The organism is Aquabacterium humicola, assembly GCF_030167915.1.
Lineage (GTDB): Bacteria > Pseudomonadota > Gammaproteobacteria > Burkholderiales > Burkholderiaceae_C > Pseudaquabacterium > Pseudaquabacterium humicola.
The window spans coordinates 277,422-290,036 of the sequence record NZ_JARGNB010000004.1 but is presented as its reverse complement, the minus strand read 5'-3'; the positions used below and the strand labels follow the sequence as shown (position 1 = coordinate 290,036).

Below are 12,615 nucleotides of genomic sequence, written 5' to 3'. Positions count from 1 at the left end.
CGGCATCGCTTGCACCTGAAGTACGCGGCCATCGCGCAGCACGTCACGGCAGCACCAGCCGCTCCCGCACGAAGTCGAAGAACACCTTGATGCGCCGCAGGTGGCGCACGTCGGGGTGCGTCAGCAGCCACAGCTCGGTGTCCAGCGCCGGCTCGTCGCCGGTCAGCGCGACGATGTCCGGCTGGTCCTGCAGCAGGAAGCGCGGCGCGACGCCGATGGCCGCCCCGCAGCGCACCGCCTGCGCGATGGCGAGGATGCTGTTGCAGCGCAGGACCGGTTCGACCTGCGGGTAGACGCGCCGCCGCCAGCGCACCGACAGGTGGTCGGCGAGCGACTCGTCGGCATCGGGCGATGCCCAGGGCAGCAGCGCCGCATCGGGCCTGGCCGGCGGCGCCGGCAGCAGCGAACGGTGCGCGAACAGCGCCGAGCGGATGGCGCCGAGCCGCGCGCCGACGAGGTGCTCCGGCGGCCGGGTGGTCGCGCGGATCGCGACGTCGGCCTCCCGGCGGCTCAGGCTGGCGAGCTGGTTGCTGGCGATGAACTCGAGCCGCAGCTGCGGGAAGGTGGCGCGGAAGTCGGCCACCAGCGGCAGCACCAGGCCGACCAGCAGCGTGTCGGTGGTCGTCACGCGCAAGGTGCCGGAAAGCCGTCGTTCGCCCGGCTGCAGCAGCGCTTCGGCGCGGTCGAGCTCGTCCTCGACGGCTTCGGCGCTCTTCGCCAGGGCCAGCGCGAGCTCGCCCGGCACCAGGCCGAGCCGGCCGCGCTCGAACAGCGTGAGCCCCAGGCGCTGCTCCAGGCGCTTCAACGCGCGGAACACCGTCGACAGGTCCTGGCCGAGCCCCCGTGCGCCTTCGGCCAGGGTGCCGCCGCGCACCAGCGCGAGCACCAGCTCGAGGTCGCGGGGGTGCAGCGTCGGCCTGGGCGTCGATGCAATCGATGAGTTCATGGACGCCCATTTTCATCGGCGCCGGCGCCGATGACCATGGCGCCACGTTCAACCCCTTTCCGGGAGCTTCTCGATGCGATCCGCCCTCTCCTCCGATGCCGCCGCCGCGCTGCTGCGCGCCGCGCTCGGCACCATGTGGTTGTCCCATGCCTGGCTCAAGCTGGGCGTGTTCACGATGGCCGGCTTCACCGGCTTCCTCGCGCAGCAGGGGCTGCCGACCGCGCTGGCGTGGCCGGTGGTGCTCGCCGAAGTCGCCGGCGGCGTGCTGATCCTCGCCGGTTGGCACGGCCGCTGGGCCTCGATCGCGCTGCTGCCGGTGCTGGCCGGCGCGACGCTGGTGCACGCGGCCAACGGCTGGGTCTTCAGCGCGGCCAACGGCGGCTGGGAGTACCCGGTGTTCCTGGCCGCGATGTCGCTGGTGCATGCGCTGCTCGGCGACGGGGCCTGGGCGCTCGGCCGGGCCACGTCGTCGCCGGCGCAGCAGCGACTGGCCGGAGCGCGTGCATGAAGCCGGTCGAGCTGCCCTTCGCCGTCGGCGACGCGCCGGTGCTGGTGAGCCACGCGCTGTGCCCCTACGTGCAGCGCGCGCAGATCGTGCTGAGCGAAAAGCGCGTGCCGCACCAGCGCATCGACATCGACCTGGCGGACAAGCCGCTGTGGTTCCGCGCCCTGTCGCCGCTGGGCCAGACGCCGATGCTGCTGCAGCGCGACGGCGCGGCGGTGGTGCCGCTGTTCGAGTCCGCCGTGATCTGCGATTTCCTCGACGAGACGCAGGCGCCGGCGCTGCACCCGGCCGCGCCGCTGGCGCGGGCGCGGCACCGGGGGTGGGTCGAGTTCGCCTCGGCGCTGCTGAACCAGATCGGCGTGCTGTACAGCGCGCCGGACGAGGCGGCCTTTGAGACGGCCCGCACGAAGCTGCAGGACCGCTGCGCGACGCTCGAAGCCGAGCTCGCGGCGCATGCAGGCGCCGGCCCGTGGTTCGGCGGCGCGGCGTTCTCGATCGTCGATGCAGCCTTCGCGCCGGCCTTCCGCTACGTCGAGGTCATCGAGCCGGTGCTCGACGCGCCGCTGGTCGCGGGCCTGCCGCGGCTCGCGGCGTGGCGCGAAGCGCTCGCCGCGCGGCCGTCGGTGCGTGCCGCGGTGGCGGCGGACTACCCCGAGCGCCTGCGCGACTTCATCGTGCGCCGCGGCAGCTGGCTCGGTCGGCGCTTCGGGGCCGTCGCGCTCAACGCAGGACGGTGACGCTGACGTCCGCGCTGTCGCGCCACTGGTCGCCTTCGTCGAAGGCGCGCGCGAAGTAGCGCACCGAGGACGCCGTGGTGTCCGGCATCACCGTCTGGAACTGGTAGGGCGCGCTGCTGTCGGTGCCCAGCGCGGTGGTGCGCCCATCGCTCTCGACGCGGAAGAACTGCACGCGGTCGACGCCGTAGTCGTCGCTCGCCGCGGCCATCAATGTGACGGTCTGGCCCGGCGCGGCGGCGTTCGGGCTGCTGACGAGGCCGACCATCGGCGGGTCGTCGTCGTCGCCGCCCCAGCCGATGTAGATGCCGCCGCCGCAGCCGGCCAGCGTGGCGGCGAGCAGCAGCGTGACGAACCGGCGGACCAGCGATGAAGCCATGGGGTCGATGCTACGCCGGTGCGGCGTGACCGCCGGTCCGGCGCGGGCATCAACCCCGTTCGGCGTCGCCGGCCGTGCAAGCCTGCATGGACCCCGGTTTCGACACGCCGCGGGCCTGGTTGCGCATGGCAGACTGCCCGCCGATGAGCGAGCCGCCGCGCACCAGCCCTGCCGATGCCGACGAAGACGCGCGCCTGATGGCCGCCTTCGCGCGCGGCGACGCACGCGCCTTCGACCGGCTCTACCAGCGCCACCACGCGGCGCTGTACCGCTTCGTGCGTCGTGTGCTCGGCCAGGCGCTGGCGGCGCAGGCCGACGAGGTGTTCCAGGACACCTGGATGCGCGTCGTGCAGTCGCGCGATCGGTTCGTCGCGCGACCGGCGGATGGTCCAGAAGGGGGTGCGCCCGCCGCGGCCTTCCGCACCTGGCTCTTCACGCTGGCGCAGAACCGCGCGATCGACCAGCTGCGGCGCAGCGGCCGCGAGGTCTCGAATGCCGCCTTCGATGGCGACGGTGAGCGCGACGACCCCTTCGTGCCCGACGGCGAACCCTGGCTCGACTGGCCGGCGCCGGGCACGGCGCCTGCCGAGGATCAGCTCTTCTGGCGCCGCGCCGGCGAACGCCTGCTGGGTTGCCTCGATGAACTGCCCGCGCCGCAACGCGTCGTCTTCCTGATGCACCACGACGAGGACTGCACGCTCGACGACATCGCGCGCGCGCTCGAGCTCGGCTTCGAGACCGCGAAGAGCCGGCTGCGCTACGCGATGGCCAAGCTGCGCACCTGCATGGGCGCCTACCTGGCGCCCGAAAGCCTGAAAGGGGCGCGATGAACGGCGCCCATGACGATCGCGATCCCGGGCTCGATGCGCGGCTGAAGGCCGCGCTTCGGCACGCGCCCGACCACGACGCGGCGCCGCCGCCGGCGCTGTCCGCGGCCATCGCGGCCGCGGCGCGCGCGGCCGTCGCCCCGCCGGCACCGTCGCCCTGGGCCCGCGTCGCCGCGGCGCTGCGCCAGGGCGGGCAGATGCTGTTCGCACCGCGGCCGGTGTGGGCCGGCGGGGTCGCCGCGCTGGTGGTCTCGGCGCTGACGCTGTCGCTGTGGTTCAACGAACCGGTGCCGCCGATGACCAGCGACGAGCTGCCGCCAGCGGGGTCGTCGCGCGCCCCCGCGCCGGCACCGGCACCGACGATCGCGCCGGCGCCGCCGGTGGACCCCGATGCAGCGCCGGCCGCGCGCGACCGGGCGGCCGCCGCACCGGCGCCGCGCGAGGATAGCAGCACGGCCGCGGCCGAGCGCCCGCGGGCCGACGCCGCGCCGGCGAAAGCCGCTGCCGCTGCGAAGCCGAAGATGGCGCAGGCCCCCGCGCAGCCGCAAGAGGAAGCGAAGCGGGAGGCCGAGGCGCCGCGCGCCGTGGCCGAAGCCGTGGCGCCGCTGGCCACGCCAGCGCCTGCCCCCGCCGCACCAGAACCGCCGGCGCGCCGCGCCGCGCCGACCGCCGAGCGTGACCTCGCGAAAGCGCGCGAACGCGCGCCGGCCGACACCGGCAGCGAACGCGCGGCCGGTGCTGCTGCGCCGGCGAGGGTCGAAGTGGCACCGGCACCGGCACCGGCCGCGCCACCGCCTCCCCCGGTGGCAGCCGCTGCACCGGCCGCGCCGCGCGCGTTCCCGGCGTCGCCGAGCGCCGACAACGCCACGGCCGGCGCCCGCGACGAACGCCGGCAGGCACAGGCGTCCGTCGTCTCGCCGACAGCCCCCGTGGCACCCCCGGCACCCCCGGCACCCGCGGCACCGGCGGTGGCCGCGCGTGCAGGCGCGGCGCTGGTCTCGCCGCCCGTTCAACCGCCCCGGCTCGCGGCGCTGATCGCGCTGCCGCCGTCGGACGCGGCCTCGCAACGCTGGCTGCCGCTGCTCGACCAGCTGACGCGCGGACGCTGGCAGCGTCCGGCGTCGAACACCGCGTTCGCCTCGTCGCCGCGCACCGGCGAGCTCGCCGCCGGTCGCACGGCGAGCTTCTCAGCGGCGCTGGCGCTGCGCATCGAGCGCGATGGCGTGCGCTGGACCGAGCCGGACGGCAGCGTGTGGTTCGCGCCGCTCGACGACGCGGCGCTGCAGCAGCTGCGCGACGCGATGCGCTGAGCGCGCGGCCGCCAGTCGTCCGGCCCGCGGGCAGGGTGTGGGCCGAATGCCTCGCGCCGCTATCATGGCCGGTTGCCTTCCGACCTGCCGACGTCGATGTCCTCCGCGCCTCCCACCCATGATCGAGTCCGCCCGCATGAGCACCCGCAGTTGCTGATCCGCGGCGCGCGCACGCACAACCTGAAGAACATCGACCTCGACATCCCGAAGCATGCGCTGGTGGTCATCACCGGGCTGTCGGGCTCGGGCAAGTCCAGCCTGGCGTTCGACACGCTGTATGCCGAGGGCCAGCGGCGTTATGTCGAGAGCCTGTCGGCCTATGCGCGGCAGTTCCTGCAGCTGATGGACAAGCCCGATGTCGACGTGATCGAAGGCCTGTCGCCGGCGATCAGCATCGAGCAGAAGGCCACCTCGCACAACCCGCGCTCGACGGTCGGCACCGTCACCGAGATCCACGACTACCTGCGCCTGCTCTACGCGCGCGCCGGCACGCCGTACTGCCCGGAGCACGACCTGCCGCTCGAAGCGCAGAGCGTCGGCCAGATGGTCGACACCGTGCTCGCGCTGCCGGAAGAGACGCGGCTGATGGTGCTGGCGCCGGTGGTGCGCGACCGCAAGGGCGAGTTCGCCGAGCTCTTCGCCGACATGCAGGCGCGCGGCTACGTGCGCTTTCGCATCGACGGCCAGATCGCCGAGGTGCCCGAGCTGCCGAAGTTGAAGAAGAGCGAGAAGCACGACATCGACGTCGTGATCGACCGGCTGAAGTCGCGGCCCGACGTCAAGCAGCGCCTCGCCGAAAGTTTCGAGGCCGCGCTGCGCGCCGCCGACGGCCGGGCGATCGCGCTGGAGATGGACGGCGGGAAGGAACATCTGTTCAGCAGCAAGTTCGCGTGCCCGGTCTGCAGCTATTCGCTGCCCGAGCTCGAGCCGCGGCTGTTCTCGTTCAACGCGCCGATGGGCGCCTGCCCGGCCTGCGACGGCCTGGGCCAGCAGACGGTGTTCGATCCCGAGCGTGTCGTCGCCTTCCCGAGCCTCAGCCTCGCCGGCGGCGCGGTGAAGGGCTGGGACCGGCGCAACGCCTACACCTTCTCGCTGCTCGAATCGGTGGCCCGGCACTACGGCTTCGACATCGATGCGCCGTTCGAGTCGCTGCCCCCGGCCGCCCAGAAGGCCTTGCTGTACGGCTCGGGCGAGGAGGAGATCGAGTTCCTCTACCAGGCCGAGAGCGCGAAGGGCAAGGTGCGCTCGGTCAAGCGCTCGCATCCTTTCGAGGGGATCATCCCGACCTTCGAGCGCCGCTACCGCGAAACCGACTCGATGGCGGTGCGCGAGGACCTCGCGCGCTACCAGGCCGCGAAGCCCTGCACGCAGTGCCACGGCACGCGGCTGCGGCGCGAGGCGCGCCATGTCTTCCTGCAAGGTGACAGCGCCGCGTCGCGCAAGGCGATCTTCGAGGTCGAGCACGCGACGCTCGCCGACACGCAGTCGTACTTCGAGCAGCTGGCGCTGAAGGGCGCGAAGGCCGAGATCGCCGACAAGGTGGTGCGCGAGATCCGCTCGCGGCTCAAGTTCCTCAACGACGTCGGCCTGAACTACCTGAGCCTCGACCGCAGCGCCGACACGCTGTCCGGCGGCGAGGCGCAGCGCATCCGCCTGGCCAGCCAGATCGGCTCGGGCCTGACCGGCGTGATGTACGTGCTCGATGAACCCAGCATCGGCCTGCACCAGCGCGACAACGAGCGCCTGATCGGCACGCTGCGGCACCTGCGCGACCTCGGCAACAGCGTGCTCGTCGTCGAGCACGACGAGGACATGATCCGCGCCGCCGACCATGTGATCGACCTCGGCCCCGGCGCCGGCGTGCACGGCGGGCAGGTGATCGCGCAGGGCACGCCCGCGCAAGTGGCGGCCAGCGCCGAGTCGCTGACGGGCCGCTACCTCGCGCATGTGATGCGCATCGAGGTGCCCGAGGCGCGACACACGCTGGCCGACAGCGAGGAACCGCTGTCGCTGCGCATCGTCAACGCGCGCGGCAACAACCTGAAGGGCGTGACGGTCGAGATCCCGGTGGGCCTGTTCACCTGCGTCACCGGCGTCTCGGGCTCGGGCAAGAGCACCCTGGTCAACGACACGCTGTACGCGGCGGTCGCGCGCAAGCTCTACAACAGCCACGCCGAAGCCGCGCCGCACGACGAGATCGACGGGCTCGACGCCTTCGACAAGGTGATCAACGTCGACCAGAGCCCGATCGGCCGCACGCCGCGCTCCAACCCGGCCACCTACACGGGCCTGTTCACGCCGATCCGCGAGCTCTTCGCCGAGGTGCCGATGGCGCGCGAGCGTGGCTACGGCGCGGGGCGCTTCAGCTTCAACGTCGCCGGCGGGCGCTGCGAGTCCTGCCAGGGCGACGGCGTGCTGAAGGTCGAGATGCACTTCCTGCCCGACGTCTACGTGCCTTGCGACACCTGCCACGGCAAGCGCTACAACCGCGAGACGCTGGAGGTCCAGTACAAGGGCCGCAACATCAGCGAGGTGCTCGGCCTGACCGTCGAGGATGCGCACGGCTTCTTCAGCGCGGTGCCGACGATCGCGCGCAAGCTGCAGACGCTGCTCGACGTCGGCCTCGGCTACATCACGCTCGGCCAGAGCGCGACCACGCTGTCCGGCGGCGAGGCGCAGCGGGTCAAGCTGGCGCTCGAGCTCAGCAAGCGCGACACCGGCCGCACGCTCTACATCCTCGACGAGCCGACCACCGGCCTGCACTTCGCCGACATCGAGCTGCTGCTGCGCGTGCTGCACCAGCTGCGCGACGCCGGCAACACCATCGTCGTGATCGAGCACAACCTCGACGTCATCAAGACCGCCGACTGGGTGATCGACATGGGCCCGGAAGGCGGTGCCGGCGGCGGCCGCGTGCTGTGCGAAGGGCCGCCCGAGGCGATCGCCGGCTGCGCGGACAGCCACACCGGGCGCTTCCTGAAGCCGATGCTGGGCTGAAGGACAAGCGGCGCGCACGCCGCCTGTGGTTCCTTGCGCTGCCTACACTCCCGGCGACCCGTCCCGCCGGAGGTTCCCATGCGCCGTCTCCTGCCCGCACTGATCGCCGTGCTGCTGCCGTTGACCGCGGCCGCGCAGACGCCTTACGCCGGCCCGCTGTTCGACGCGCACCTGCACTACAACGACGAGGCGTGCATGTTCCCCGGCGCCTGCCCGTACCCGATCGCCGAGGTGCTGGCGATGATGCAGCGCTCGGGCGTGCGCGCGATCATCGCCAACAGCCGGCCGAACGTCGGCACCCGGTCGCTCGCCGCCGCGCGCGACGAGACGCGCAAGGCCGGTATCACCGTCGTGCCCTTCGTGCGCCTGTACCGCAACCGCGCCGACTACTCGGGCTGGTTCGCCGACGAATCGATCCACACGATGGTGCAGGACGAGCTCGCCGCCGGCACCGCCGCCGGGCCGTACCGCGGCCTTGGCGAGTTCCACCTCTACGACAGCGCGAACGCCGACGGCCCGGTGGCCGCGAAGCTGATGAAGCTGGCGCAGGCGCGCGGGCTGGTCGTGCTGGCGCACGTGGATGACGCGGCGATCGACAAGCTGATGGCGCATGCGCCGCAGGCCCGCCTGATCTGGGCGCACACCGGCATCGGCGGGGCACCGATCGAGCGGGTGCGCGCCCTGATGCAGCGTTACCCGCAGCTGGTCGGCGAGCTGTCCTACCGCCCCGGGCTGACCACCGGCGGCGGGGGCCTGAGCGCCGAATGGAAGGCGCTGATGACCACCTTCCCCGACCGCTTCGTGGTCGGCTCGGACACCTGGATCAACGGCCGCTGGAGCGGCTACGAAGCGCTGATGAGCGACGCGCGGCGCTGGCTCGGCGACCTGCCGCCGGAAGTCGCGCGGCGCATCGGCTGGGGCAACGGCGCGAGGCTGTTCGGGCTCGCCGATCCGGACTGAGGGCGCAACGGCTTCGCATCTCGATCTGCAATCGATGGGTTGCATGTTCGCGTCAGGCCTGGCAACATGCAACCATCGAGTTGCCTGTCGGCGCCGACCGACCTTGTCGCGATGATCCCGCTGCCATTACTGGAATCCGTGTTCGGCCACAAGGCCTGGGCCGACGACGCGCTGCTGAGCCGCCTGCGCGACGTGGACGCCGAAGCCCATGCCGATGCGCGCCACGCCGCGTTGCGCATCCTGAACCACATCCACGTCGTCGACCGCATCTTCGCGGCGCACCTCGAAGGCAGGCCGCACGGCTACACCGCCACCAACACCTCGGAGACGCCGACGCTCGACGCGCTGCACGCCGCCGTGCGCGAGACGGACCAGGGCTACCTCGCGCTGATCGGCGCGCTGTCGGCCGATGCACTGGCCGAGCCCATCCGATTCACCTTCACCGACGGTGACGTCGGCTGCATGACCCGGGCCGAGATGCTGCTGCACGTCGCGCTGCACGGCAGCAACCACCGCGGCGCGGTCGGGCGCATCCTCACGCAGCTGGGCGTGGCGCCGCCGCGCGACCTGTTCACCGGTTTCCTGCATCGCCAGCAGCCGCAGCGCCGCGAAGCCGGCGCCGCGCCGGCATGAACGACGACGACATCGATCGCCTGCTGCGCGCGTTGTCCGACGCGACGCGGCGGCGGCTGCTCGACCGCCTGCGCGACCAACCGGGGCTGACGCTCGGCGAGCTGATCGAGGGCTTCACGCAGTCGCGCCAGGCGCTGTCGAAGCACCTCGCGCTGCTGGAAGCGGTCGACCTCGTCGTGCCGGTGTGGCGCGGGCGTGAGAAGCTGCACTACCTGAACCCGGTGCCGCTGCAGACGCTGCCCGCGCGCTGGGTGACCACCAGCGCGCGCGAGCACAGCGCCGCGCTGGCCGCGCTGCACAAGGCCCTGGAGGGCGCGTCGTGAGCCGGGCCGGCGTTCCGCAGGCGGTGCATGCGTCGCGGCTGCCGGCGCCGCCCGAGCGCGTCTGGGCGCATGTGCACGACAGCGGCTTCATCGCCGACTACCTCGGCGCGGCGCTGCCCCGGCGTGCGCTCGAGGCCGGCGCGGTGCTCACCGGTCATGACGCACAGGGTCGTGCCATCACCATCACCGTGCTCGACGCCCGACCGCCGACCAGCCTCGTGCTGGTGGTCGACGGCGCGGGCGGCCGGCGTTCGCTGCACTGCGCGGTGGCGGCTTGCGACGGCGGCAGCCGGTTGACCTTGCTGCATGAAGCGCTCGACGGGCAGGACGGTCGCCTGCCGCGCGATGCGGTGGCGGACGCCCTCGGCGCTGCGCCGCGCGGCCTGCTGCCGGGTGCCCGCATCGGCGACGAGGCGGCGCTGGCGGCGGCCCGCGCGTACCTGGCCGGCAGCGCCGCCGCGGTGCGCCGGCTGCTCGACGCGATGCCCGCCGATGCCGGCTACCGCAAGCCGGCACCCGATCGCTTCTCGCTGGTCGAGCACCTGTGGCACCTGGCCGACGTCGAGCAGCTCGGCTGGGCGCAGCGCTGGCCGCGCGTGCTGCACGACATCGAGCCCGAGCTCGCCGGCGTCGATGGCGACCGGCTGGCGATCGAGCGCCGCTACCAGCAGCGCCCGTGGCGCGGCGCCGCGCGGCGCTTCGTCGCGCAGCGCGCACGATCGCTGGCCGCGCTCGCGCGCTGCGATGCCGAAGTGCTGGCGCGGCCGATCCGATTCGGCGGACCGACCACGGCCGGCGACCTGCTGGCCGCGATGGTCGCGCACGACCAGGAGCACCGCGCCGAGATGGCCTTGTTGTGGAACGAAGGGGAGGATCGATGAACGACGACCTGCGCGCCTTTCTCGACGGCGCCTACGACACCCACGCGGCCTCGCCGCAAGCCATCGCCGAGGCGCTGGCCGCGCGCGCGCCGACGCTGCCGGCGGACGACGAAGGCGCCGAGGCCTTGCGGCTGGCCGAGCATGTGCTGCTGGGCCACCTGGCGGACGCGGACGCACTGCAGCGCCTTCTGGCGGCCTTGCCGGCCGGGTTCCGCGACGCGCCGGGCGGCGCCTGCGCCGATGCGGTGGGCCGCGTCCGTTGGGCGCTGGCACGGGTCGGCGATGCTGCGGATCTGCCGCCGATCGGCGAGCCGTCGCGCTGGCGCGTGCTGCAGAACGTGCTGCTGGCCTGGATCGCCACGGGCCGCGGCGGCGACGCCAGCCGCACGTTGCGCGAGTCCGAGCCGCAGGCGGCCGGATCGCCCGACACCGCTACGCGCCAGGCCTTCGCCGCCTGTGCGAACAACCTCGCGCTGCACCTGCGCGAGGGCCCGCGCGGGAACGCGGCGCGCGACGCGCTGATGCTGGACGCCGCCACGATCGCGCGGCGGGCCTGGCAGGGCGCGGGCACCTGGATGCATGTGGAGCGCGCCGACTACCAGCTCGCGCGCTGCCATGCGGTGCTGGGCCGGGGCGACGAGGCGCTCGCCCACGCGCGTTCGTGCCTGGCGATCTGCGAGGCCGAAGGCGCCGATGCGGCCGAACGCTTCTTCGCGCACGAGGCGCTGTGGCATGCGGCCCGTGCTGCGGGCGATGCGGACGCTGCCGGGCGACAGCGTGACCGCATGCAAGGCCTGTTGGCCGAGGTCGGCGACGAGGCCCTGCGCACGTGGTGCGCGCAGGTGCTGCAGGATCTGCCGGCGCATTGATGAGCAACGACGCGCGCACCAATGAAAAAGGCCGGCTGCAAAGCCGGCCTTCGTCGCTGCTTCGGGATCGCTCGTCCGGGTAGCCTGCCCCTCGGAGCGATCCTGAGGCGGCTTACTTCAGGTGCGCGTTGATCAGCTTGGTCATCTCGAACATCGACACCTGCGCCTGCTTGAAGATCTCCTTCAGCTTGGCGTCGGCGTTGATCATCGTCTTCTTGACCTTGTCCTGCAGGCCGTTCTTCTTGATGTACTCCCACACCTTCTTCGTCACCTCGGTGCGCGGCAGCGCCTTGTCGCCGATCACGGCGGCCAGGGCGGCGCTGGGCGTCATCGCCTTCATGAAGGCGGCGTTCGGGGTGCGCTTCTTGGCGGGCGCGGCCTTCTTCGCTGCGGCCTTCTTCGCCGGGGCGGCCGCCTTCTTCGCGGGGGCTGCTTTCTTCGCCGGGGCGGCGGCCTTCTTCGCGGGCGCCGCCTTCTTCGCCGGGGCGGCCTTCTTCGCCGGAGCGGCCTTCTTGGCCGGAGCGGCCTTCTTCGCAGTTGCCATGTTGATTCTCTCCATCACAAGGTTGTTGATGTGCCGGGGTCCGGGCCGGGGTCTCGCGGACCCTCGTTTCTCTCATGACCTCTGCGGGCGCAATGGTACTGCGTCACCTAGGTGCTGAGAAGCGGTTTTCCCTCGTAGAAGCCCGCTTCTTCCCTCTGAAAACGCTGATTTGTCGTCTCGCTGCATCACTCGATGCGTCACTCGGTGCGTCACTCGGTGCATTCGGGCGCGCTCTCGTGGACCTTTCGTGGCTCGCACGAGCGCATCGCGAGGCACTTGAAGGGCCGCTCGACGGCCTTGATATGCTGGCCGCATGAAGATCATCGCGCGCTGGTTGTTGCTCGCCGCGGCCCTGCTGCTGGTGGCTCACGTGTACTCGGGGGTCGTCGTCACGAGCTTCGTCTCGGCGATGATCGCGGCCCTCGTGATCGGCCTGTTGAACACGCTGGTGCGGCCGCTGCTGGTGCTGCTGACCTTCCCGGTCACGCTGCTCACACTGGGCCTGTTCCTCTTCGTGATCAACGCGCTGATGTTCTGGGCCGCGGCCAGCGTGCTGGCGGGCTTCAACGTCTCGGGCTTCGGCGCGGCGCTCATCGGCTCGGTGATCTACAGCCTGTGCGGCATGGTCATCGACGTCGCGGTCGAGCGCGTCTTCAACCGGGCTGACGCCTGATGGCGCGTTGAGCGAGATGCCGTCTCGCTCAGCG

The 12,615-nt window shown here is 72.4% G+C and carries 14 protein-coding genes; 11 read left to right on the top strand and 3 right to left on the bottom strand.

Translation table 11 applies throughout. The features are described 5' to 3' along the window. Positions 1–43 precede the first annotated feature (43 nt). Positions 44–946: a LysR family transcriptional regulator gene (locus P1K89_RS20165; RefSeq protein WP_284618297.1), complete on the bottom strand. Its 903-nt coding sequence runs from the start codon at positions 944–946 to the stop codon at positions 44–46. Between the two features lie 73 nt (positions 947–1,019). Here P1K89_RS20165 and P1K89_RS20160 point away from each other — a divergent pair, with 73 nt between their 5' ends. Beyond that, positions 1,020–1,454, top strand: coding sequence for a DoxX family protein (locus P1K89_RS20160; protein WP_284618296.1), 435 nt, complete (start codon positions 1,020–1,022; stop codon positions 1,452–1,454). After that, positions 1,451–2,188 carry a glutathione S-transferase family protein gene (locus tag P1K89_RS20155; protein WP_284618295.1) on the top strand — a complete coding sequence of 246 codons (738 nt, stop codon included), beginning with the start codon at positions 1,451–1,453 and terminating at the stop codon, positions 2,186–2,188. Before P1K89_RS20160 ends, P1K89_RS20155 begins: the two co-directional genes overlap by 4 nt. Here P1K89_RS20155 and P1K89_RS20150 read toward each other — a convergent pair. Then, positions 2,172–2,564 (bottom strand): Ig-like domain-containing protein, encoded by a 393-nt coding sequence (locus tag P1K89_RS20150; RefSeq protein WP_284618294.1) that lies wholly within the window; start codon positions 2,562–2,564, stop codon positions 2,172–2,174. The genes P1K89_RS20155 and P1K89_RS20150 overlap by 17 nt on opposite strands. 143 nt (positions 2,565–2,707) lie before the next feature. Here P1K89_RS20150 and P1K89_RS20145 point away from each other — a divergent pair, with 143 nt between their 5' ends. From P1K89_RS20145 to P1K89_RS20110, 8 genes are all read left to right on the top strand, one after another. Further along, on the top strand, positions 2,708–3,394 hold the full coding sequence (locus tag P1K89_RS20145) for a sigma-70 family RNA polymerase sigma factor (protein WP_284618293.1): 687 nt from the start codon (positions 2,708–2,710) through the stop codon (positions 3,392–3,394). Next, positions 3,391–4,701 carry a hypothetical protein gene (locus P1K89_RS20140; RefSeq protein ID WP_284618292.1) on the top strand — a complete coding sequence of 437 codons (1,311 nt, stop codon included), beginning with the start codon at positions 3,391–3,393 and terminating at the stop codon, positions 4,699–4,701. The genes P1K89_RS20145 and P1K89_RS20140 overlap by 4 nt, the downstream gene beginning before the upstream one ends. Before the next feature lie 96 nt (positions 4,702–4,797). Further along, on the top strand, positions 4,798–7,698 hold the full coding sequence (uvrA, locus tag P1K89_RS20135) for an excinuclease ABC subunit UvrA (protein ID WP_284618291.1): 2,901 nt from the start codon (positions 4,798–4,800) through the stop codon (positions 7,696–7,698). A gap of 78 nt (positions 7,699–7,776) precedes the next feature. Continuing rightward, positions 7,777–8,658, top strand: coding sequence for an amidohydrolase family protein (locus tag P1K89_RS20130; protein WP_284618290.1), 882 nt, complete (start codon positions 7,777–7,779; stop codon positions 8,656–8,658). A gap of 66 nt (positions 8,659–8,724) precedes the next feature. Next, positions 8,725–9,291 carry a DinB family protein gene (locus P1K89_RS20125; protein ID WP_284618289.1) on the top strand — a complete coding sequence of 189 codons (567 nt, stop codon included), beginning with the start codon at positions 8,725–8,727 and terminating at the stop codon, positions 9,289–9,291. Continuing rightward, the gene (locus tag P1K89_RS20120) at positions 9,288–9,614 is read left to right on the top strand and encodes an ArsR/SmtB family transcription factor (protein WP_284618288.1); all 327 of its coding nucleotides are present in this window, start codon (positions 9,288–9,290) and stop codon (positions 9,612–9,614) included. The genes P1K89_RS20125 and P1K89_RS20120 overlap by 4 nt, the downstream gene beginning before the upstream one ends. Further along, positions 9,611–10,495: a DinB family protein gene (locus P1K89_RS20115; RefSeq protein ID WP_284618287.1), complete on the top strand. Its 885-nt coding sequence runs from the start codon at positions 9,611–9,613 to the stop codon at positions 10,493–10,495. The genes P1K89_RS20120 and P1K89_RS20115 overlap by 4 nt, the downstream gene beginning before the upstream one ends. Continuing rightward, on the top strand, positions 10,492–11,364 hold the full coding sequence (locus P1K89_RS20110) for a hypothetical protein (protein ID WP_284618286.1): 873 nt from the start codon (positions 10,492–10,494) through the stop codon (positions 11,362–11,364). The genes P1K89_RS20115 and P1K89_RS20110 overlap by 4 nt, the downstream gene beginning before the upstream one ends. 112 nt (positions 11,365–11,476) lie before the next feature. Here the strand turns inward: P1K89_RS20110 and P1K89_RS20105 are convergent, their stop codons facing one another. Beyond that, positions 11,477–11,908, bottom strand: a complete 432-nt coding sequence (locus P1K89_RS20105; protein ID WP_284618285.1) for an SWIB/MDM2 domain-containing protein — start codon at positions 11,906–11,908, stop codon at positions 11,477–11,479. 313 nt (positions 11,909–12,221) lie between these two features. Here P1K89_RS20105 and P1K89_RS20100 point away from each other — a divergent pair, with 313 nt between their 5' ends. Next, positions 12,222–12,581, top strand: coding sequence for a phage holin family protein (locus tag P1K89_RS20100; RefSeq protein ID WP_284618284.1), 360 nt, complete (start codon positions 12,222–12,224; stop codon positions 12,579–12,581). Positions 12,582–12,615: the final 34 nt, after the last annotated feature.